16 protein-coding genes and 1 tRNA gene are annotated in these 20,602 nt (G+C 75.5%); 9 read left to right on the forward strand and 8 right to left on the reverse strand.

Annotation, left to right across the window (positions count from 1 at the left end):
- The first annotated feature begins 87 nt into the window (after positions 1 to 87).
- Positions 88 to 2,340, forward strand: coding sequence for a malto-oligosyltrehalose synthase (gene treY / locus ACIQ5Y_RS11550; protein WP_403878767.1), 2,253 nt, complete (start codon positions 88 to 90; stop codon positions 2,338 to 2,340).
- 538 nt (positions 2,341 to 2,878) lie between these two features.
- Positions 2,879 to 4,144, forward strand: coding sequence for a M14 family zinc carboxypeptidase (locus ACIQ5Y_RS11555; RefSeq protein ID WP_403878289.1), 1,266 nt, complete (start codon positions 2,879 to 2,881; stop codon positions 4,142 to 4,144).
- A 7-nt stretch (positions 4,145 to 4,151) separates the two neighbouring features.
- On the opposite strand, the gene ACIQ5Y_RS11560 is transcribed toward ACIQ5Y_RS11555, so the two are convergent.
- Positions 4,152 to 4,631 carry a GNAT family N-acetyltransferase gene (locus ACIQ5Y_RS11560; protein ID WP_403878292.1) on the reverse strand — a complete coding sequence of 160 codons (480 nt, stop codon included), beginning with the start codon at positions 4,629 to 4,631 and terminating at the stop codon, positions 4,152 to 4,154.
- Between the two features lie 105 nt (positions 4,632 to 4,736).
- Entirely contained in the window at positions 4,737 to 5,300 is a 564-nt protein-coding gene (locus tag ACIQ5Y_RS11565) for an FHA domain-containing protein (RefSeq protein ID WP_403878295.1), read from the reverse strand.
- Between the two features lie 111 nt (positions 5,301 to 5,411).
- Between ACIQ5Y_RS11565 and treZ the strand changes: the two genes are divergently transcribed.
- The gene (treZ, locus tag ACIQ5Y_RS11570; RefSeq protein ID WP_403878297.1) at positions 5,412 to 7,163 is read left to right on the forward strand and encodes a malto-oligosyltrehalose trehalohydrolase; all 1,752 of its coding nucleotides are present in this window, start codon (positions 5,412 to 5,414) and stop codon (positions 7,161 to 7,163) included.
- A gap of 18 nt (positions 7,164 to 7,181) precedes the next feature.
- Here treZ and ACIQ5Y_RS11575 read toward each other — a convergent pair whose 3' ends face one another.
- Together ACIQ5Y_RS11575 and ACIQ5Y_RS11580 are read right to left on the reverse strand one after the other, a co-directional pair.
- On the reverse strand, positions 7,182 to 8,306 hold the full coding sequence (locus ACIQ5Y_RS11575) for a M24 family metallopeptidase (RefSeq protein ID WP_403878300.1): 1,125 nt from the start codon (positions 8,304 to 8,306) through the stop codon (positions 7,182 to 7,184).
- A complete protein-coding gene (locus ACIQ5Y_RS11580) occupies positions 8,303 to 9,154 on the reverse strand; it encodes a LysR family transcriptional regulator (protein WP_403878303.1) in 852 nt (283 codons plus the stop codon). The genes ACIQ5Y_RS11575 and ACIQ5Y_RS11580 overlap by 4 nt, the downstream gene beginning before the upstream one ends.
- Before the next feature lie 567 nt (positions 9,155 to 9,721).
- Between ACIQ5Y_RS11580 and ACIQ5Y_RS11585 the strand changes: the two genes are divergently transcribed.
- Together ACIQ5Y_RS11585 and ACIQ5Y_RS11590 are read left to right on the forward strand one after the other, a co-directional pair.
- The gene (locus tag ACIQ5Y_RS11585; protein ID WP_403878306.1) at positions 9,722 to 10,471 is read left to right on the forward strand and encodes a hypothetical protein; all 750 of its coding nucleotides are present in this window, start codon (positions 9,722 to 9,724) and stop codon (positions 10,469 to 10,471) included.
- Positions 10,472 to 10,545: 74 nt separating this feature from the next.
- A tRNA-His gene (locus tag ACIQ5Y_RS11590) sits at positions 10,546 to 10,618 on the forward strand.
- 72 nt (positions 10,619 to 10,690) lie between these two features.
- On the opposite strand, the gene ACIQ5Y_RS11595 is transcribed toward ACIQ5Y_RS11590, so the two are convergent.
- Positions 10,691 to 11,446: an alpha/beta fold hydrolase gene (locus ACIQ5Y_RS11595; protein WP_403878308.1), complete on the reverse strand. Its 756-nt coding sequence runs from the start codon at positions 11,444 to 11,446 to the stop codon at positions 10,691 to 10,693.
- A gap of 73 nt (positions 11,447 to 11,519) precedes the next feature.
- Here ACIQ5Y_RS11595 and ACIQ5Y_RS11600 point away from each other — a divergent pair, with 73 nt between their 5' ends.
- Positions 11,520 to 12,245, forward strand: a complete 726-nt coding sequence (locus tag ACIQ5Y_RS11600; protein ID WP_403878311.1) for a hypothetical protein — start codon at positions 11,520 to 11,522, stop codon at positions 12,243 to 12,245.
- A 52-nt stretch (positions 12,246 to 12,297) separates the two neighbouring features.
- Here ACIQ5Y_RS11600 and ACIQ5Y_RS11605 read toward each other — a convergent pair whose 3' ends face one another.
- From ACIQ5Y_RS11605 to ACIQ5Y_RS11615, 3 genes are all read right to left on the reverse strand, one after another.
- Positions 12,298 to 12,636: an XRE family transcriptional regulator gene (locus ACIQ5Y_RS11605; protein WP_403878314.1), complete on the reverse strand. Its 339-nt coding sequence runs from the start codon at positions 12,634 to 12,636 to the stop codon at positions 12,298 to 12,300.
- On the reverse strand, positions 12,633 to 13,010 hold the full coding sequence (locus ACIQ5Y_RS11610; protein ID WP_403878317.1) for a type II toxin-antitoxin system RelE/ParE family toxin: 378 nt from the start codon (positions 13,008 to 13,010) through the stop codon (positions 12,633 to 12,635). The genes ACIQ5Y_RS11605 and ACIQ5Y_RS11610 overlap by 4 nt, the downstream gene beginning before the upstream one ends.
- A gap of 72 nt (positions 13,011 to 13,082) precedes the next feature.
- The gene (locus ACIQ5Y_RS11615) at positions 13,083 to 15,143 is read right to left on the reverse strand and encodes a phosphocholine-specific phospholipase C (RefSeq protein WP_403878320.1); all 2,061 of its coding nucleotides are present in this window, start codon (positions 15,141 to 15,143) and stop codon (positions 13,083 to 13,085) included.
- 186 nt (positions 15,144 to 15,329) lie between these two features.
- Between ACIQ5Y_RS11615 and ACIQ5Y_RS11620 the strand changes: the two genes are divergently transcribed.
- The 3 genes from ACIQ5Y_RS11620 to ACIQ5Y_RS11630 are packed head-to-tail and all read left to right on the forward strand — an operon-like array spanning position 15,330 to position 20,585.
- Positions 15,330 to 17,561 (forward strand): hypothetical protein, encoded by a 2,232-nt coding sequence (locus ACIQ5Y_RS11620; protein ID WP_403878323.1) that lies wholly within the window; start codon positions 15,330 to 15,332, stop codon positions 17,559 to 17,561.
- A 1-nt stretch (position 17,562) separates the two neighbouring features.
- On the forward strand, positions 17,563 to 17,946 hold the full coding sequence (locus ACIQ5Y_RS11625) for a hypothetical protein (protein ID WP_403878326.1): 384 nt from the start codon (positions 17,563 to 17,565) through the stop codon (positions 17,944 to 17,946).
- Positions 17,943 to 20,585 carry a GTPase-associated protein 1-related protein gene (locus tag ACIQ5Y_RS11630; RefSeq protein ID WP_403878329.1) on the forward strand — a complete coding sequence of 881 codons (2,643 nt, stop codon included), beginning with the start codon at positions 17,943 to 17,945 and terminating at the stop codon, positions 20,583 to 20,585. Before ACIQ5Y_RS11625 ends, ACIQ5Y_RS11630 begins: the two co-directional genes overlap by 4 nt.
- Positions 20,586 to 20,602 lie beyond the last annotated feature (17 nt).

Here is a 20,602-nt window from a genome sequence, read left to right on the forward strand (position 1 = left end):
GGGCGCAGTCACCCGTATGCATTGGGCCATGGCACGGAATCCGGCTGGCTGGGTACGTACGTTCTCATGAGTCAGCCGCCGTCAGACATGCAACCGGAATTCGATGCTCCGAAAGCCGTCGTCACCACGCCTCCGACCTCGACCTACCGGCTCCAGCTGCGGCCCGAGTTCCCCTTCGCGGCGGCCGAGGAGGCCGTGCCGTACCTCTCCTCGCTCGGCGTGTCGCACCTGCACCTCTCCCCCGTGCTGGAGGCCGTGCCCGGCTCCGCGCACGGGTACGACGTCACCGACCACTCCCGGGTGCGGGCCGAGCTGGGGGGCGAGGCGGGGCTGCGCTCGCTGGGCGCGGCCGCCCGGGCGCACGGGCTGGGCCTGGTGCTCGACATCGTCCCGAACCACATGGCGGTACCGACGCCGCTGCGGCTGAACCGGCCCCTGTGGGAGGTGCTGCGGGAGGGCCCGCACTCCCCGTACGCGCGCTGGTTCGACATCGACTGGGAGGCGGGCGGCGGGCAGGTGCTGCTGCCGGTGCTCGCGGGACCGGCGGACTCCTGCGCGCTGGAGGCCGACGGGCAGGTGCTGCGCTGCGGGGAGCAGGAGTTCCCGCTGCGGGAGGGGACCGCCGGGCTGGCCCCGGCCGAGCTGCTGGCGGCGCAGTGGTACCGGCCGGCCTGGTGGCGGGAGGCCCGCACCTCGCTCAACTACCGCCGTTTCTTCACCATCTCCGAGCTGATCGGGGTCCGGGTCGAGGACCCGGAGGTGTTCACGGCGACCCACGCCAAGGTGCTGGAGCTGGTCCGGGACGGGGTCGTGGAGGGCCTGCGGATCGACCACGTGGACGGGCTCGCGGACCCCGAGGGCTACCTGCGCAGACTGCGGGCGGCGGCGGGCGGGGGGTGCTGGGTGGTGGTGGAGAAGATCCTGGCCCGCGACGAGCGGCTGCCCCCCGGCTGGCCGGTGGCGGGGACCACCGGGTACGACGCGCTGCACCGGGTGGACGGGGTGTTCACGGATCCGGCGGGCGCCGCGGAACTCGCCGGACGGTACCAGGAGTTGACCGAAGCCCCCGGCTGGGAACGGATGGCCGGTGCCTGCGCTCGGGAGGTGCTGACCGGTGACCTGGCCGCCGAACTGGCGGCGCTGGAACGCCGGGCGGGGCCGGAGCTGGCCGACGCGGTGCGGGAGCTGCTCATCGCCTACCCCGTGTACCGGCCCTACCCCGGGGATCCGGAGCCGGCCCCGGTCGCGCTGGAGCGGGCCGCCGCGGTGGCGGGTGCGGGCGCGGTGGAAGGCGTACGGGAGCTGCTGGCGCGGGACCCCGCCTTCGCGGCCCGCTTCGCCCAGACCTCGGCGGCGCTGCGCGCCAAGTCCCTGGAGGACCGCGCCTTCTACCGGTACGCGCCGCTGCTGTCGGCGACCGAGGTCGGCGGGGATCCGGGGCGGCCGGCGGTGCCGGTGGCGGAGTTCCACGCGTACTGCGCCGAACTGGAGCGGGACTGGCCGCGCTCGGGGACGGTGCTGTCCACGCACGACACGAAGCGCAGCGCGGACGTCCGTGCCCGGATCTCCGTACTGTCCCAGGCGCCGGCCGCGGCGGACCCGCCCGGCGGCGGAGCCGACGCCCAGCTGTCGTGGGTGGCCCGGCAGACCGCGCTGGGCCTCGGCCCGGTCCCCGATGCCGCGCCCCGGCTGGCCGGTGCCCTCCTCAAGGCGGTCCGCGAGGCCGCGCTGCACACCAGCTGGACCGAGCGGGACGAGGCCTACGAGGCGGGCGTCGCGGGATACGCCCCGGCCGACGCGGACCTCCCGCCGGAGCTGGCCGAGGCGGCCCGGGCCAATCTCCTGGGGATGACGCTGCTGCACCTGGCGATGCCGGGGGTCCCGGAGGTCTACCAGGGCGCGGAGACCGAGTACCGGGCGCTGGTCGACCCCGACAACCGGCGTCCGGCCGTGTTCCCGCGGGAGGCGCTGGCCCGGCTCGACGCGGGTGCCCCGACCATCGGGCCCGCCGAGGAGAAACTGGCCCTCACGTCCGCCCTGCTCCGGCTGCGTCGGGACCGCCCGGAGCTCTTCACCGGCTACACCCCCCTCTCCGCCCGGGGCCCCGCGGCGGAGCACTGCCTGGCCTTCGCCCGCTCGGCCGGACTGGTGGCGGTCGCCACCCGTCTCTCGCACCGGCTGGCCGGGGCGGGGGGCTGGCGCGGCACGGTGCTGCCGCTGCCGCCGGGCCGGTGGCTGCCGCTGACGGACGGGGCCCCGTACGACCCCTGCTCGGGAGAGGCCGACCTGTCCGTCCTCCTGGCCTCCCGCCCGGTGGCAGCCCTCGTCCGCACCGAGTAGACACCGCCGTCTCAGCCCCGCCGGCGTCCGAGGCCCGGGTCCCCCTCCAGCCTCGCCGGCGTTTGAGGCGCGGGGTCCGGGCAATTCCAGCCTCGCCGGCGATTGAGGCGCGGGGTCCGGGCAATTCCAGCCTCGCCGGCGATTGAGGCGCGGGGTCCGGGGCGGAGCCCCGGGGAACGGTGGAAGGGCGGGTAGGGGACGGCTCCGCGCAGCGGCACCCCACCCCGGGCCGCGACTAAGGGCCGCCGGGGCCGGGCGCGCGCCGGGGCACCTCCTCGGGCGTCGAACGTGACGAGGCAGCGGACATGTACGACGTGGTCGCGTTCGTCGCCCTGCGGGGGCGCCCCACCGCACACCCGACCCCGCCGGCGCGGGGATACGGTGGGGGCGGCCCGCCGAGCATCGGGGCCGACGCCCAGCGGGGACCCCGGCACGCACCCGACCCGGCAGGGACAGGGCCTTGGCCAGGGGTTTCACCCGGGGAAGTTCGGGGCTCGCGGAGCAGTAGCCGGGCGCCACGGCGGGCATGGCATCACTTATGACGCTCCTCCGCGACACGCGCTACCCCACACCGCACGAACTCGCCCTGACCGCCCGGGCCCTGGCCGACGAGCACCCCGGCGACGCCCTTCTCCGCCGGGCCGGTGCCTCCCGGGGCGGGGAGCCGCTCTGGGTGCTGTCCCTCGCGCCCACGGGGCACGGCACCGGCCGCAACGTGCTCGTCGTCGCCGGAGCACACGCCAACGAGCCCGTCGGCGGGGCCACCGCGCTGGCCCTGGCGCGCCGGCTGCTGCGCGAGCCCGCGCCCCGGGCCGGCTGCGGCTGGCACTTCCTGCTCTGCGCCGACCCCGACGGGGCAGGCCTGCACCGCACGCCCCGGCCCTACTCGCTCCTCGACTACCACCGCAGCTTCTACCGGCCTCCCGGGCCCGAACAGCCCGAGTGGGCGCCGTCTTTACTGCCCCCGGACCGGCTGCCGCCCGAGACCCTGGCCCTGACCGCCCTCATCGACGAACTCCGCCCCGTCCTCCAGGTCTCCCTGCACGCGACGGACCTCGGGGGTTCCTGGGTGCAGCTCACCCGGGACATCCCCGGCCTCGCCGAGCCCTTCGGCAAATCGGCCGCCGAGCTGCGCATCCCCGTGGAGAACGGGGCCTCGGACGCCGCCGGCTGGCCCTCCCCCGGGCCGGGGATCTTCGTGATCCCGGAGCCGGGGAGCGAGGCCGCCGGCGCCTTCCACCCGGAGGACACCCGGCTCAGCACCTGGTACCACGCCCACCGGTACGCGGGCACCACGGCCATCGTCGAAGTCCCCATGTGGGCCTCCGACCTGGTGGACGATCCGGCCCCGCACCCCGACCCGCGCGGCGCCCTGCGCCTGCTGGCCGGCCGGCTCACCACGGACGCCGAGCCCGTCGCCCGGGCGCGGGAGGGGGCCGCCGCCGGGCCCGATCCGATGGCCGGGGCCCTGCTGCGCGCCGTGGACTGGACCCTCGCGCTGATCCCCCGGATCGCCGCGGAGTGGACCGGCGCCGGTGCACCCGCGGAGGCCACCGCCGCGTACATCTCCAGCATCGACGCCTTCGGGCGGCGTCTGTCGCTGCGCGCCGCCGCGATGCTGCTGAGGGTGCTCCGCGCGCAGGGCCATCCGGCGGCGCCCGGGCTGGACCGGCTGGTGACGGGATGGTGCGAGGAGTTCTCGGCCCGCTTCGGGGCCCGCTGGGTCCCGGTGACCACCCAGGTGGAGCACCAGTCCCGCACGGTCCTGGCGGCGTACGAACGCCTCGTGGCGGCCGGGCGGTAGCCCGTGCTCAGGCTCCGGCGGGGTCCGTCGGCAGCGCGTACCGGCGCTTGGGCCGGCCGGTGGCGCCGAGCCGGTCGTAGAAGCGGATGGCGCCCTCGTTCCAGTCGGGGGTCTGCCACTCGACGTGGTCGAGGCCGAGCTCGCGGGCCAGGCCCCGCACCGCGTCCATCAGGGCGGCTCCGAGACCGTGCCCCCGGGCCTCCTCCGAGAGGTAGAGGCAGTCCATGTGGAGGTAGTGGCCGCCGTCCCAGAAGGCGAACTCGGTCGAACAGGCGGCGTAGCCGGCGACCTCGCCGCCGGGGGCCTCGGCCAGCAGCACCCACAGCCGGGCGCCGTCGGCGAACAGCTGCGGGGCGAGCCGCTCGGCGAGCCCCGGCGGGCGCGGCGCGGACTTCTCGTAGGCGACGTGCTCGTGGATCAGCTCGACCAGGCGGGGCAGGTCGGCGGGGCGTGCCCGGCGGATGACGGGGGTGTGTCGCGGTTCCATGGAGCCCATGCTGCCCCAGGGGTGGCCGTCGGTCGGGAGCAGGTGGCCGACGTCGAAGTACGCGGGCGACGGCGGCCCTTCGCGTCCGTATGCCCGGTCACGGCATCAGCCCGCCGAGAGCCGGAAGGCCATCTTCCCGAAGCTGATCTGGTCCCCGTCGCGCACCAGCGCGGAGCCCGTGACCCGGAGCCCGTTGACCGTGGTCCCGTTGGTCGAGCCGAGGTCCCGCACCACCCACACCCCGCCCTGCATGGTGAGCTCCGCGTGCACCCGGGACACCGTCTCGTGGCTGAGCCGCAGCCCGTTGCCCGGGTCGCGGCCGATCCGCAGCGGCATCGAGCTCGGGTGCGGGAGCAGCAGTTTGGGCAGTTTCTCCGCCGCCCAGGCACGCCGGACGCCGACGCTCACGGCGGAGGCCCGGCCGACCCAGCCGAACAGCCGACGGGTCCAACCGCTTTCGGTGCCCGTCCTGGTCTGGAGGTCGGCGGTGAGGACGGCGAGGTCCTCGGAGCGGCGTGCGACCAGGGCGAGTTCCATCCGGCGCAGGAAAGTGTCGTGGGACAGCTTCCCGAGGGCCGCGCCCTCCCGGAGCTGGCCCAGCGCCCGGTCACGCTCGGCATCGGAGAGCCGCGGCACGGGGTAGGCGGGGAACTCGAAACTCGACGTCACAGGGTGATTGTCGGCCCGTCGGGGGCGGAGTGTCCAGAACTCCCCCGCCGCGCCCGGAATGATGGGCACGATACGCATGCTGGACACCGCCGGAGACGAGGGGACCCGTCCGTGCAGTTCGAGGTGTGGGCACCACTGGCAGGTCGTGTCGCCTTGCGACTCGACGACACGACGTACGACATGACGCGCGATCCGGTCCGCGACGGCTGGTGGGCGGTGGAGGCGCCCGCCGGGGACGGCAGCCGGTACGGGTTCCTGCTGGACGCCGACACCGTCCCGCGGCCCGACCCCCGCGGCCGGCGGCTGCCGGACGGCCCCGACGGGCTGTCGGCGGTGGTCGACTTCGCGGCCCTCGCCTCCCCGGCGCCGGCCGCGCCGCCCCGCACCCGGCTCCAGGACGCCGTCCTGTACGAGCTCCACGTCGGCACCTTCACCCCCGAGGGCACCTTCGACGCCGCCGCGGCCCGCCTCGACCACCTCACCGGGCTCGGCGTCACGCACGTGGAGCTGATGCCGGTGTGTTCCTTCCCGGGGCGGCACGGCTGGGGGTACGACGGGGTCGCGCCCTGGTCGGTGCACGAGCCGTACGGCGGTCCCGCCGGGCTGGCCCGGTTCACCCGGGCCGCGCACGCCGCCGGGCTGGGCGTGGTGCTGGACGTGGTCCACAACCACCTCGGCCCCTCAGGCAACCACCTCCCCGCCTTCGGCCCGTACTTCACCGACACGCACCACACCCCGTGGGGCGCGGCCGTGAACCTGGACGCGCCCGGCTCCGACGAGGTCCGCGCGTACCTCCTGGGCAGTGCGTTGGCCTGGCTGCGCGACTACGGGATCGACGGGCTGCGGCTGGACGCCGTGCACGCCCTCGCCGACGACCGGGCGCTGACCTTCCTGGAGGAACTGGGTTCGGCGGTGGACGGGTTGGCGGCGGACACCGGGCGGCCGCTGTTCCTGATCGCCGAGTCGGACCGGTGCGACCCGCGCACCGTCACCCCGCGCGCCGACGGGGGGCTGGGACTGCACGCCCAGTGGAACGACGACTTCCACCACGCCCTGCACTGTGCGCTGACCGGCGAATCCCAGGCGTACTACGGCGACTTCGCCGAGGCTCCGCTCGCCGCTCTCGCCAAGACCATGACCCGGGTGTTCTTCCACGACGGCACCTGGTCCTCCTTCCGGGGGCGCACCCACGGGCGCCCGGTGGAGCGGCGCCGGACCCCGGCGCACCGGTTCCTCGGCTACGCGCAGACCCACGACCAGATCGGCAACCGGGCGCTCGGCGACCGGCTTTCCGCCTCCCTCTCCCCCGGTCTGCTGGCGTGCGCCGCGACGGTGGCGCTGACCGGGCCGTTCGTGCCGATGCTGTTCATGGGCGAGGAATGGGGGGCCGGGACGCCCTGGCAGTACTTCACCGACCATCCCGACCCGGAGCTCGCCGAGGCGGTACGGGCGGGCCGGCGCCGGGAGTTCGCGGCGCACGGCTGGAAGGCGGAGGAGATCCCGGACCCGCAGGACCCGGCCACCCGGGACCGCTCCTGCCTGGACTGGGCGGAGCCCGGACAGGGCGCGCACGCCCGTCTGCTGGCCTGGTACCGCACCCTCGTCGCGCTCCGCCGCACCCACCCGGACCTGCGCGACCCGGACCTGGCGGCGGTCCGGGTCGCCTACGACGAGGAGCGGCGCTGGCTCACCTTCCGGCGCGGCGACATCCGGGTCACGGTCAACCTGTCCCCGGAGCCGGTGACGATCGCGCTCGGCCGCAACGGGGTCCGGGTACTGGCCGCCTGGGAGCCGGTGGAACACCCGGGCCCGGACGGGCGGATCCACGTACCGGGCGAATCGGCGGTGGTCCTGGGCCCGTGAGGTCCGCGCCCCCTTCGCCTATTCGACGATCGCGAGTTCGCGCGGGGCGTTGTTGAGGCGGCGCCCGCCGTCCTCGGTGACGGTCACGATGTCCTCGATGCGCACGCCGAACCGGCCGGGCAGGTAGACGCCCGGCTCCACGGAGAAGCACATGCCGGGCACGAGCGGCTGCTCCTCGCCCTCGACCATGTACGGGGGTTCGTGGGTGGTGACGCCGATGCCGTGGCCGGTGCGGTGGATGAAGCGGTCGCCGTAGCCGAATTCGGTGATCACGGCGCGGGCCGCCCGGTCCACCTCCTGGCAGGAGACGCCGGGGCGGACCGCAGCGACACCGGCCTGCTGGGCCTCGCGGACGATGTCGTGCACGCGCCGCTCCTCGGGGGTCGGCTCGCCGACGTGCACGGTACGGGAGATGTCGGAGCCGTAGCCGTGGCGCAGGCCTCCGAAGTCGAGGACGACCATGTCCCCCCGCTGGATGACCCGTTCACCGGCCTCGTGGTGCGGGTTGGCCCCGTTGGGGCCGGATCCGACGACGGTGAAGTCGACCTGGGAATGGCCGTGCGCGCGCAGCAGGGCGGCCAGGTCCTCGGCGACGTCGGTCTCCCTGCGGCCCGCGAAGGGGACGTGGAGGATCTGCTCGTAGGCGGCGTCGGCGGCCTCCCCCGCCGCCGCCAGGCGCTCCAGTTCCCGTTCGTCCTTCACCGCGCGGAGCATCGGCAGGGAGTCGGTGAGCGGCACGTAGGAGGTGGCGGGCAACTCCCGCTGGAGACCGAGGAGATGCAGGGCCCAGGTGTTGTCGCTGACCCCGAAGCGGCCGGCGACCTCCAGCAGCGGGGCGGCGACGGCGTACGGGTTCTTCCCGTCGGCCCAGTCCCGCAGGGTCAGCGCGGGGGCGCCGGCGGCCTTGGCGGCGTCGGGGGCCTCCAGGGCGGGCACCACCAGGACCGGGTCCTGCCCGGCGGCCAGGACGAGGAGGGTCAGCCGTTCGGTCTCGGCGGTGGGACGGTAGCCGGTGAGGTGGGCGAGGTCGGGCCCGGGGGCGATGAGCAGCCCGGCGAGTCCCGCGTCGGCGGCGGTCTGCGCGGCGGAGGCCATCCGGGCGGCGTAGTCGTCGGCCGTGAAGGGTGCGGGTTCACGTGTCATACGGGTGATCCTGCCGTGAGGCGCCCGGCCAGCGCAGCGGCCGCGCCGGTCGGGGTGCCGGGTGAGAGGAGCTCCGTACGGTGCACCAGACGGGGTGCGGACAGGGGTACCGCGACTCCCGCGCCGGCGGCCTCTGCGACGCGGCGCGGCAGCAGCACGAGGCCGTGGCCGGCGGCTGCGAGGGCGCAGAGCCCGAGGAGGTCGGTGCCGTCGTAACGCAGGGAGGCCGAGCGGGCCGGGTGGAGCGGCGGGGTGCACAGGTCGGGGGCGTCGAGCCAGCGCGCGTCGACGAGGTCGTCCAGCCGCAGGGAGGCCCGCCCGGCGAAGGGGTGTCCGGCGGGCAGCAGCACGGCGACCTCCTCCTCGCCGACGCCGGTCACGGTGAGCGGGGCCACGTCGGGCAGCCGCAGCGGGTCGCTCGGCGCGGCGGGGCCGTCGACGAGTCCCAGGTCGCAGCCGCCGGTGGCGACGGCGGCGGGCACCTCGACCGGGGGCATGACCCGCAGGGTGACCCCGGTGGCGGGCAGGGCCGCGAGCAGCCGGGGCCCGACGGAGAGGGGGGACGCGGCGAGCGTGACCCGGCCGGGCGGGGCGGCGGCCAGCCGCAGCACGTCGGCGCGCGCGGCGTCGAGCCGCAGCAGCAGCGGCCCGGCGTGCTCCAGCAGCCGCGTCCCCGCCGGGGTCGGCGCGACGGGCCGCCGGGTGAGCAGCTCGGTCCGCAGGTCGGCTTCCAGGCCGGCGATGTGCTGGGAGACGGCGGACTGGGTGTAGCCCAGCTCCCGGGCGGCGGCGGAGAACGAACCCAGCCGGACGACGGCGACGAAGGTACGGAGCAGATGCGGATCCATCGGCCCAGCATGCCGCTCCCCTGCGGGGCGCCCACCATGCACACCCCCGCACCGCCGTGCTCGGACGTGCGGCGGCGCACCTCCTCAGGCGTCGAACGCGGGCGCCCGGCGGGCCAAGCCCGTGCTCCCGCGCCGGCGGGGTCGGGTGTGCGGCGGGACGCCCCCGCAGGGCGTCGAACACAACCACGCCGCGCATGTCCGCTGCCTCCGCAGGTTCGACGCCCGAGGAGGTGCCCCGGCGCGCGCCCGGCCCCGACGGCCCCTCGCGTGCGGGCCGCCCCGGGGGTGCCGCTGCGCGGAGCGGTCCCCTACCCGCCCTTCCACCGTTCCCCGGGGCTCCGCCCCGGACCCGTTCTGGGGCTCCGCCCCAGACCCCGCGCCTCAAACGCCGGCGAGGCTGGATGTGCCCAGGGCTCAAACGCCGGACGGGCTGGAGGGGGACCCGGGGCTCACACGCCGGCGAGGCTGGAGGGGGATCCGGGTCGGGGGTGTGTATCAGTGGTGCTTATCGAGCGTGCAGGAACCATCGTTGGCGCTGAAGTGAACCCCCGCCGCAAGATGATCCACATGACCACCGCACAGACCGCGCGGATCGCCCTCGTCGGCGACCGCTCCCCTCACGTCAAGTCCCACGTCCGCATCCCGCTCCTGCTCGACGCCCTCGCCGCTCGCGACGGCCTCGTGCTCGACGCCTACTGGATCCCCACCGGCGACGCCGGGGCCGAGGCCGCCTCCGGGGCGCTCGGCGCCTTCGACGCGATGTGGGTGCTGCCCGGCAGTCCGTACGCCAGCGAGTCCGGGGTGCTGGCCGCGATCCGGGTGGCCCGGGAGGAGGGCATCCCCTTCCTCGGGACCTGCGGCGGCTTCCAGCACACCCTGCTGGAGTACGCCCGCACCGTGTGCGGCCTCGCCGACGCCTCGCACGCCGAGAACGACCCCGGGGCCGGGGACCCGGTGATCACGCCGCTCGCCTGCTCGCTCGTCGGCCATCAGGGCCTCGTACGGGCCGAGCCCGGCTCGCTCGCCGAGTCCGCGCTCGGCGCGGAACGCTCGACGGAGCGCTACCACTGCAACTACGGCCCCGAGCCCCGCCTCCTGCCCACGCTCGCCGCGCACGGGCTGCGCCTGTCGGGGCACGACGAGGACGGGCAGGTGCGCATCGCGGAGCTGCCCGGGCACCCCTTCTTCCTGGCGACCCTGTTCCAGCCGGAGCTGCACGGCGACGGGACCGTGCCGCACCCGATCGTCCGGGCCCTCGCCGTGGCCGCTGTGACCCACGCCACGACAGCCCGCCGGGCCGCCGCCCTGGCGGAATAACGGGTCGCAGGACCACCCCGCCGATCGGCTATGCTGTGCGTGCACGTCGAACGGGTGGTCCGCCGCCCTTCGTGGTGGGTGTAGCTCAGTTGGTAGAGCACCTGGTTGTGGTCCAGGTGGCCGCGGGTTCAAGTCCCGTCACTCACCCTGTGGGTCCCGTGAGGGGTACGAGGTTTCCTCGTACCCCTCACGGGCGTTTGCGGCGGGATTCCGCGGGGCCTACGCCCGCAGGAAGGCCTCGACCTCCGTGGCGAAGGCCACCGGGGTCTCGTGAGGCGGGTAGTGACCGGAGCCCGGGATCGTGACGATCCGGCAGTTCGGGTACCAGGCCTGCCACGTGGCCCGCATCACGTCGGCGGTGAGCGCGAGGTCGTACTCCCCGACCAGGACCAGCACCGGGACGGTGTTGCCCTTCACGGCGGAGGACAGGTCGAGCGGCTGCCAGCTCGCGAGGTACCCGGCGAAGGCCTCGGGGCGGGAGATGCTCAGGGAGTGCTCGACCATGCCGTCGAGCCAGTGGCGGCTCACGCGGTTGCCGGTGACCAGGTCGAGGATGGTCCGGCGCTTGGCCGGGTCCTCGGCGGCGCCGTGGAAGAGCGCGTGGGTCGCGTCGTCCATCTCGTACGGGGCGGCCGGCACGGGCGTGAGCCCGATCAGCTTCTCCACGCGCTCCGGGGCGCGGACGAGGACCTGCTGGATCGCCTTGCCGCCCATGGAGTGGCCGAGGAGGGAGAAGGTGTCCCAGCCGAGCTCGTCGGCCAGTTCGAGCACGTCGTCGGCGATCTCGGCGAGGGTGTGGCGGCCGGACACGTCCCGGCGCTCGCCGTAGCCCCGGTAGTCGAGGAAGGCGTACGAGAACTCCTCCGGGTCGAGGTGGTCCAGTACGGAGCCCCAGTTCGCGGAGGTCCCGAACCAGTCGTGCAGCACGATGACGCGTACGGGTCCGGTACCGATCCTGCGGTGGGCGATGGCCATGCGTTCTCCCTCGGTGACGGTGGTGGGGACTGCCGACGCCGTACCTACTGCCCAGCCGGTCTACGCTCACACCGTGAAGCCGATTTCCCGCACGGTGCGCATCTCCGTCAGCCGGGTCCGGGTCGAGGCGGCCCACCCGGGCCACCCGGCCGAGTACGAGGTCCTCGACCGTGCCGAGATCGCGGAGGTGCTCGCCGCCTGGCCGCAGGAGCGGCCGCACGACGGCTTCGAGTGCATGTGCCACGGGAACGGCGGGGTCTCGCTGTACGAAGCCGGTGGCCAACTCATCAGGTCCGTGGCGCCGGCCGGGCCGCTCGGCCCGGTGTTCGACCCGTGGGACCCCAAGGGCATCCCCGCCCGCCACCGTGCCCGGTGGGCGGCGGCCGCGCCCGAGGGGTTGCGGGAGTACGCCGATGCCCTGGCCGGGGGCGCGGAGGAGCCGGAGCCTCCGCGCGGGGTGCCGGCCGCCGTGGTGTTCAGCTGGCTGGGTGCCGTACGGGAGGAGCCCCGCGACGCGGCGTGGCTGCTCGCCGAACGGGGCCCGGAGCGGCTGCTGGCCGGGGTGGCGACCGACGAGCTGGCCTGGGCGGTGCGCCGGACGGACCGGGCGGGCCTGGACGGCGCCGTGCGGTTCTTCGCGAGCGAGGAGTTCACCACCCGCCACCCCAAGCGCCGCCGCGTCCCGGACACCGCCCGCGACCTGCTGCTCCGGCACGCGCGCAGCCACCGCCCCAAGGACCTCCCGGTCCTGGAACGGCGGCTGCTGCGGGCGGCGGAGGACCGGGTCAGACGGTCTTGAGCGCCGGGTCGGAGACGCCCGGGGCGCCCGTGCGCTCTTGGCCGCGCACGTGTCACGCCACGGTGTACTCGGTGTCTCCGAAGTCGGCCACCACGCGCAGCCGCCCGCCGAGCGCCTCGACGTAGGAGCGCAGCGTCGCGACCTCGGTGCGGTCGGTCTCGCCGTTCTCGATGGCCGACACCCGTGGAGCGGAGACGCCCATCGTCTCGGCCACGTCCTTCTGGGTCAGTGCCTGCTCCTGCCGGATCTCGGCCAGCCGGTACGCACGCACCTCGGCCATGAGCCGGTCCATCGCCGCCTGCTTCTCCGCCGGAGACCGCACCGGCAGACCGGCGGCCGCCCGGCGCTCGCGCACCTGGCGCTTGGCCTCCTCCCAACCGACAGCGCTCATTCGTACTCCCTGGTGTCGAGCTCGGAGATGTGGGCCTGGTACCGCTTCTCCGCGAGCGGGACGTTGACTTCGTACCATCGCTGCCAGTTTCCGGCCTTGTCCCCGGCGACGAGCAACACGGCGCGGCGGACCGGATCGAACGCGAACAGGATCCGGATCTCACTGCCGCCCGAGGATCCCGGCCGGAGTTCCTTCATGTGGTGCTGTTCCGCACCTTTGATGCGGTCGACGAGCGGGCGTCCGAGCGTGGGCCCGAACATCCCGAGCGCGTCTACCGCGTCTTCCACCTGTTCGGCGCTGTCCCAGTCGGTCTCGGCCAGCGCCTCGAACCACTCCGCCACCTCGGCCACGAGGATCACTTCCCATTGAGCCACGCCCGCGAAGTTAACGCAAGCGTTAACTTCGCGGGCGTGGGAAGCGGGCGGATTCACCCATACGGGACCGGGTCAGACGGTCTTGAGCGCCGGGTCGGAGACGCCCGGGGCGCCCGTCTCGACGTGGCCCGCGAAGCGGCGCAGGAAGGTGGCGTCCGCGTCGGAGACGACCGTGACGTCGTACCAGCGGCCCGTCGTGCTCAGGTCCGCCGTGTACGTGGCCGTGCCGCCCGCCGCGACCCTCAGGGTCTGGGTCGCGCCGTTGTAGGAGTTGGTGACGGTGAGGTTGACCGCGGCCGAACCGGAGTTGGTCAGGGTCAGCTTCAGGTTGCCGGTGGCCCCGTCGTGGCGGGCCGTGGCCTCGGGGCCGGTCTTCTTCGCCGGACCCTTCCAGGTGCGCAGGAAGCCGTTCGGGCCCCAGACCGTGAGGTTGATCTGGTTGCCGGTGGAGCTGCTCGTGGACCAGGTGTCGGAGAGGGTCTTGCCCGCCTCGACCGTGTAGGGCCAGGGGCCGTCCGTGCGGTTGCCCGAGGTGCTGTGGAAGTGGGCGCCGAGGGTCGGGCCGGAGGAGAAGGTCAGGGTGAACTTGCCGGTGGAGGCGGTCCGGGCGCCGTCCACGTACGGGCTGTAGCCCAGCGCGCGGGTCGGCTTGGACCCGGCCTCCTGCTTCGGCAGCGTGCCCGTGGCCGGCGGGACCGGGTGGTAGGACGGGTGCGCGTTGTGGTCCGGCGGGAGGTAGGCGTCCGTCGACGGGAGCGACGCGGGGGTCGCGTCCGCCCGGGTGAAGTCGAAGGCCGAGGTCAGGTCACCGCAGACGGCGCGGCGCCACGGCGAGATGTTGGGCTCCTGCACGCCGAAGCGCTTCTCCATGAAGCGGATCACCGAGGTGTGGTCGAAGGTCTCGGAGCAGACGTAACCGCCCTTGCTCCACGGGGAGACCACGATCATCGGGACGCGCGGGCCGAGACCGTACGGGCCGGCCGCGTAGCCGCCGCCCCCGTTGTAGAGGTCGCCGGTGACGCTCGCCGTGGACAGTCCCCACGCCGAGGAGGCCGGCGGGTACGGCGGGACGACGTGGTCGAAGAAGCCGTCGTTCTCGTCGTAGGTGATGAACAGGGCCGTCTTCGCCCAGACCGCCGGGTTCGAGGTCAGCGCGTCGAGGACCTGGGAGATGTACCAGGCGCCGAAGTTGACGGGCCAGTTCGGGTGCTCGCTGAAGGCCTCCGGGGCGGCGATCCAGGAGACCTGCGGGAGGGTGCCGGCCGTGACGTCCGCGCGCAGGCGGTCGAAGTAGCCGTCGCCCGCCTTGACGTTGGTGCCCGTACGGGCCTTCTCGTACAGGGCGCTGCCGGGCTGGGCGTTGCGGTAGTTGTTGAAGTACAGCAGCGAGTTGTCGCCGTAGTTGCCGCGGAAGGCGTCGCTGATCCAGCCCCAGGAACCGGCCGCGTTCAGGCCGTCGCCGATGTCCTGGTAGACCTTCCAGGACACCCCGGCCGCCTCCAGGCGCTCCGGGTAGGTCTTCCAGCCGTAGCCGGCCTCCTGGTTGCCGAGGACCGGGCCGCCGCCGACGCCGTCGTTGCCCGTGTAACCCGACCACATGTAGTAGCGGTTGGGGTCCGTGGCGCCGATGAAGGAGCAGTGGTAGGCGTCGCACACCGTGAAGGCGTCGGCGAGGGCGTAGTGGAACGGGATGTTGTTCCGGGTCATGTACGACATGGTCGTGGCCGTCTTGGCCGGGACCCACTTGTCGTACTTGCCGTTGTTGTACGCGGCGTGGCCGCCGGCCCAGTCGTGGTTGAGGCCCTCGACGAACTGCATGCCGAGGTCGTTCACCTGCGGGTTGAAGGGGAGGATGTCCTTCGTCCCGTTGGACTGGTAGAAGACGGACTTGCCGTTGTCCTGGAGGACGGGCCGCGGGTCGCCGAAGCCTCGGACGCCCTTCATGGTCCCGAAGTACTGGTCGAAGGACCGGTTCTCCTGCATGAGGACGACGATGTGCTCGATGTCCTGGATCGTGCCCGTGGTGCCCTGCGCCGAGATGGCGGCCGCGCGGGCGATGCTCTCGTTGAGCATCGCGACGGCGGCGGTACCGCCGGCTATCTGCAGGAACCTGCGCCGATTGATTTCGGTCATGGAGTGACGTCCTCTGCGGGTGAGGGGGGTGTCGGGGGGCGCCCCAAGGACAGCGCCCCCGGGGTACCGGACGGAGATCACTTCGTGACGGTGCGCCGTACACCTGGAGAACGAAAGCTCTCCCGAACGGCCCGCGTATCTGCTGGAATGACCTCCCACACAACTGCACGGGGGGCGCAGAAACGGATGGCCGGGAACGACTTCGGGCATGCCCTCGGGCTGTCCCGCGCGCTCTCCGGTCTGCCGCTCTCGCCGCTCGTGGGAGGGTACGGGGAACTCGTCTCCGCGCAACAGACCCTCGGCTTCGGCCACTTGGGCGAACTCCTGACCCCCGGGGGTGGCCGCTTACGCGTGCTCGACGGGGTCTTCCGGGTCGAACGGCCCGGCCGGCGCGCCCATGTGAACGCGCGGGTGCTGCGCGGGATGCGCGTGCAGCGGCCCGAGGCGGCGTGGCTGCTGGACCGGCTGGCGGGGATCCAGGAGGAGGACCCGGCGGCGCTGCGGCGGATCCTGCTCTACCAGTTCGCCCGGTTGCTCCACGACCACCCGGCCGGGCACCTGCCCGCCACCGCGGCCGGCCTGGGCGTCGACCCGGCGGAGACCTCCGCGCTGGTCCATGCCGCCGCCGCACGGCCCCGGCTGGACTCGGGACAGCGGGCCGCCGCCGAGGGCCTGGAGGACGACTGGCGCGGCCGGCGGGTGCGCGCGGCCCAGCGGAAGGCCGCCCTCCTGCCCGCGGGCGGCGGGGACGGGACCCTGGAGGCCCGGCTCGCCGAGCTGGCCGACCGGGCCGGGGCCGCGGACACCGCGCTCGCCGCGGCGCGGCGCTACGAGGAGCTGGGCGATCTCGACCGGGCGTCCGTCCAGTACGAGGAGGCGGCCTGGCTCGCGGGTGACTGCCCTCGCGCGGTGCGCGGGCTGGTGCGCACCTACCGGGCGGAGCCGGGCGATCCGGGCCCGCTGGAATCCGTACTCGTCCCCGGCGGGGTCGAACTGCGGTGGCCCCCGGGGCTGTTCACGGGCCGGGCCTGGCGGGTGGTGCGGCTCACCCAGGGCGAGCCGGCGGGCGCACCCCTCGCCGAGGTGGCGGGGCGGCCCCACGACGGGGTCCTGCTGGACCGGGACACCGGGATCGGGGTGCGCGTGCGCCACGTCGCCCTGCCGCTCGGGGCCGACGGCGCGGTGGAGGGCCCGCCCCTGATCGGGGCCCCGGTGGCCGTCGCCCCGGCGGTGACCGGGCTGCGCGTCGCCGACGGCAACGGCTGGATCGAGGCCTCCTGGGCCGCCCCGGCGGGCACGGCCGTCCCCGAGGTGACCCTGGCCGGGCCCGCGGGCCGCCGCGTGGCGGACGCGACCGTGCAGAGCCTGCGCTTCGACGGCCTGGAGCCGGGCGCCTACGAGCTGACGGTCCGGGCCCGGTACACGGCGCCCGGCGGCCGCCCCGGCCACGCCGTCCTGTCCGCGCCGGTGACGACCCCGGCGACCGTCCACGCGTGGCCGGCTCCCGTGCGCACCGTGACGGCGGCCCCCGACGAGTCGCGGGGCCTGCTCTTCCACGTGACCGGAGCCGAGGGCGCCGAGGTACGCCTGCTGGAGTGGCCGACCACCCCGCCCGCGCCGGGCACGGAACTGCGGACGGCCGACCTGCCGCCCGCACCGGACTGGATCGACCCGGCCGAACCGCTCCCGACCGGGCGGCCGCCCGCCGGGGCGCTCGCGACCGTGACGGCCGTCGCCGTGCTCGGGCAGCGGGCCGTGGCCGGGCCCGGGGTGCTGGTCGAGGCGCCGCTCCCGGTGACGGGCCTCGCGGTGCGGCGGACCTCGCCCCAGGAGGTGCGGCTCACCTTCGACTGGCCCGGCGCCACCGGCACCGTCACCGCCGCCGTCACCCAGGACGGCCGGGTCACCGAGCACACCGTGGCCCGCAGCGTGTTCCTGCGCGAGGGGCTGCGGCTGCCGGTCGCGCCCTCCGCCCTGCGCGTCGACGCCTACGCGGCGCCCCGCGGCGCGCGGTCCGTGCTCGCCGCCGGCCCCGGCGACGCGCGGGCCGAGCTGCCCGCCGACGTGGCCATCGCGTACGAGGTCCTGCCGGGCGCCCGGCGCGGCCTGCGCCGCGGGCCCGCCGTCCTGCGGGTCACCGTGCGGGCACCCGACGGCGCCACGGACCTCCCCGGCTTCGTGCTCGTCGCCCGGGGCGACGGCGGCCGCAGCCCGCAGCGCCCGTCCGGCCCCGCCGGCGGCACCACCCTGTGCCGCCTGACCGGCGACGAACTCGCCGCCGCCGGGACGCTGGAGCGCGAGATCGACCCCGCTGCCGCGCCGGGACGTCCGTACGCCGTCCGCGGTTTCCTCCTCGGCGGCCGTGCCGCCTCCGTCCGGCTCGAAGAGCCCCCGATCCACTCCCTGGTGGTGCGCTGACTTGACCTCCGTCGTCTGCCCCTACTGCTTCGACCGGTCACCGGCCGCCAAGCTCCCCTACCGCTGCCAGATGTCCCCCACCGGGGTGCGGGGCGGCAAGCCCTGCACCGCCGAAGAGGAGATGCGCTCGCTGTTGGACGGCTGGGACTCGGGCGCCCTGCTGCGGCAGTTGGAGCGGGACTTCGCGCAGTTGTCGCTGTTCGGGCTGTCGGCGCTCGGCTCGCCGCCGCCCGCGCACGCGCCGGCCGACGCCCCGAAGTCGGGTCCGCAGCCGCTGCGCGTGGAGGATCCGCTGTTGTGGCTGCTGGGCCTCGGCGGGCTGCTGCCGCAGGCCTCCGGCGCCGCGCGCGCGGGCGGTCGCGGCAGTGTGGAGGGAGAGGCGTGAAGCTCGCGCAACTGCACTACACCTCGGCGCCTCCCGGCCCCGACGGCTCCGGATTCCGGTTCACGGCCGTCACCCCCGGGGTGCCGGCCGCGCTGCTGCGCGAGGCGGAGCAGCTCATCGGCTACGAGCCGCCGCGGGAGGCGCCGCCGCGGCCCGGGCCGGACGAACTGGGCGCCTTCCCCCAGGCGTTGAGCCTGAGCGTGCTGGCGGACGGGAGCCGGCTGCTGGCCCGCTCGGTGTACACGGGCGCCGACTACAGCGGCCGCTGGGGCAACTTCCACGCCCACGCGGTGCACCTGCCGCAGCAGGCCGGCTCCGGTCCGGCCGTCGGCGCGCTGCCGATCACCTCCTGGGGCTCGCCGCAGTGGGCCGTGGACACCCCGGCGGGCGGCGCGCCCGCGCTGGCGGCCGTGCCCGTCCCGGGGCCGCACGATGCGGCGGGGCTGGCCGGGTTCGTCAGCGCCCGGGGACCGTGGCTCGCGGGGTTCTTCGCCGATGTCCGCAGGCTCGGCGAGGATCCCGCGGCCCCGCAGATCGTGCTCGTGGAGGCGAACAGCGAGGCGGTGGCCCGCTGGATCATGCTCGCGTGCAGCGTGCTGCCGCACCAGCGGGGCCAGTGGCTCACCTTCACCACGTACACCCGGCGCCCGCAGTTGGCCCGGCAGCAGATCATCGGCGTGGTCCCCGAGGACGGACCGGGCCTGGCCGGGCAGGAGCACCGCTACCGGGTGTACGACGTCCCGCGCGCGGCGGCCCCCGCCGCCGGGGCACCCGACGCGTGGGCCGACACCGCTGCCCGGATCTGGCAGGCGCGGCGCCAGGAGCTGTTCGCGGAGGTCCGCCGGCTCGGCGCCGACCCGTACGACGCGGGCCCGCTGGCCGCGCTCGCCCTCGCCGCGGACGTCCCCCTGGCCTCCCCCGCCCGGGCCGCCGCCGCGGACTGGGCGGCCGCTCACCGGGACGCCCTGGACGGGGCCCGGCTGCACGCGCTGACCCTGGCGCTCGGCGCGGGAGCCCCCGACGGGGACCGGGATCCGGTCGAGGCCGCGGCGTGCGGGCGGCTGCTGGCGGCCTTGGACGGCTGGGCCCCGCCCGCCGTGTGCGAGCCGCTTGCGGAGCGGGCCCTCGCCGAGGCGGTGCGCGGCCCTGTCGTGCCCGCGACGCTGCCCTCCGCCGGGGCGCTGGGCGGGGCCGCGCGGGCCCGGCTCGCCGCCGCGCTGGAGCCGGAGCTGCGGGCCGCGCTCGCGGCCGCGGAGACCGGACCCGCCGACCGGGCCGGGCTGTTGCGGGTCGGCTCGGTGCTGGGGGCGGACACGGCCGACCTGCTGCCCGGCGCGGCCCGGCAGCTGGCGCTCGCGCTGCTCGCCGATCCGGATCGGGTGTACGGCGAGGGGGTGCGGGCCGCGCTCGCGGAGCTGCCGGCGCTGCGGGCCCTCGTACTCGATCGGCTGGACTCCCTCGCGGCGGGCGATCCGGCCGCGGGGCGACTCCTGTTCGCGCGCACCGGGCTGCGGCTGTCGGCCGCCGACGCGCGCCCGCACCTGCGGATGTGCGCCTCGGCGGCGGGGGTGGTCGCGGCTTCCGCGGACCGGGTCGGGGCGCTGCACGCGCTGCTAGCGGAGTCGGAGGTCTCGCTGTACGCGGAGCCGCTGGTGCTGCGGACCGCGATGCGGCTGGTGTGGGACGGGGAACCGCCCGGTGCCGGCGAGGCGGCGCTGGTGCTCGGGGCGACGGGGGCGAAGGTCCACCGGGAGGCCGGGACCTGGGAGTTGCTTGCCCGGGCGGCGGCCGGGGCCCCGGCCGGGGACGTGGCGGCGGCCGAGCTCGCGCCGGAGATCCTGACCCACTTCCAGGAGGAGCTCCCCGCCTCGCTGCGGCCCTCGCTGTTGATCCTGGAGCTGGCGCGGAACCTGCGGGCGGGCACGGCGGGCCCGGGCTGGGTTCGCCAGGCCCTGGACCTGGGGTCGACGGGCCCGGAGCCGGGGGCGCGGGCGCAGGCGTACGCGGCGCTGTCCGGGCGGCTGCTGCTGGACGGGGACCGTCCGGAGAACGAGCTGCGGGCGCTGATCGAGAGCGACGACGCGGAACTGCTGGCCGCGTACCGGTCGGCCGCGCGGGAGGCGGAGGTCACCGCCCGGCTGCGGCTGGTACCCGCGTTCGCCGCGGACTGCTTCATGGCGTGGTCCTCGCAGCCTCAGGCGGGCCCGGTCTGGCAGGAGGCCCGCACCGACCTTCTCGAAGGCGTGCTGCGGCCCGTCGTGCGGGGGCTGACGCAGGCGGAGCTCTCCTCGGTGGAGGAAGCCCTGGCCCTGCCGGGTGGCCGCGGGGCGGAGGACTTCCGCACCTGGCAGCGCCCGAGCGCGATGGGCCGCCTCCGGGACCGCTTCAAACGCCGGTCCGCGGGCCGCGGCGCCGAGGGCGGTTCCGGCTCGGCGGGCGAAGCGTCGCGTCCGGCCGCCACGGACGGCCGGGCGGACTCCGGCCGGGACGCCACCGGTTCCCGCCGACGCGGCGGCGCCGGCGCCTCCGGTGCCCCCGGCCACGGCGGCCCGCCGGACGAACGCCCCGATGGGTACGGCAGCCCCGGCCGACCGGCCGGGGGACCCGGCGGTCCCGGAGACCGGGGAGGCCACTGGTGAGCACCGACACCGGCACC

Origin of the sequence: Streptomyces sp. NPDC096339, from assembly GCF_044762985.1 — a bacterium.
GTDB lineage: Bacteria > Actinomycetota > Actinomycetes > Streptomycetales > Streptomycetaceae > Streptomyces.

Excerpts from the sequence above, each read along its gene's own strand:
- ACIQ5Y_RS11595 (WP_403878308.1), bottom strand. The coding sequence starts at position 11,446 with ATGGCCATCGCCCACCGCAGGATCGGTACCGGACCCGTACGCGTCATC.
- ACIQ5Y_RS11580 (WP_403878303.1), bottom strand. The coding sequence starts at position 9,154 with ATGGATCCGCATCTGCTCCGTACCTTCGTCGCCGTCGTCCGGCTGGGT.
- ACIQ5Y_RS11585 (WP_403878306.1), top strand. The coding sequence starts at position 9,722 with ATGACCACCGCACAGACCGCGCGGATCGCCCTCGTCGGCGACCGCTCC.
- ACIQ5Y_RS11560 (WP_403878292.1), bottom strand. The coding sequence starts at position 4,631 with ATGGAACCGCGACACACCCCCGTCATCCGCCGGGCACGCCCCGCCGAC.
- treY (WP_403878767.1), top strand. The coding sequence starts at position 88 with ATGCAACCGGAATTCGATGCTCCGAAAGCCGTCGTCACCACGCCTCCG.
- ACIQ5Y_RS11615 (WP_403878320.1), bottom strand. The coding sequence starts at position 15,143 with ATGACCGAAATCAATCGGCGCAGGTTCCTGCAGATAGCCGGCGGTACC.
- ACIQ5Y_RS11575 (WP_403878300.1), bottom strand. The coding sequence starts at position 8,306 with ATGACACGTGAACCCGCACCCTTCACGGCCGACGACTACGCCGCCCGG.
- ACIQ5Y_RS11620 (WP_403878323.1), top strand. The coding sequence starts at position 15,330 with ATGGCCGGGAACGACTTCGGGCATGCCCTCGGGCTGTCCCGCGCGCTC.
- ACIQ5Y_RS11605 (WP_403878314.1), bottom strand. The coding sequence starts at position 12,636 with ATGAGCGCTGTCGGTTGGGAGGAGGCCAAGCGCCAGGTGCGCGAGCGC.
- ACIQ5Y_RS11555 (WP_403878289.1), top strand. The coding sequence starts at position 2,879 with ATGACGCTCCTCCGCGACACGCGCTACCCCACACCGCACGAACTCGCC.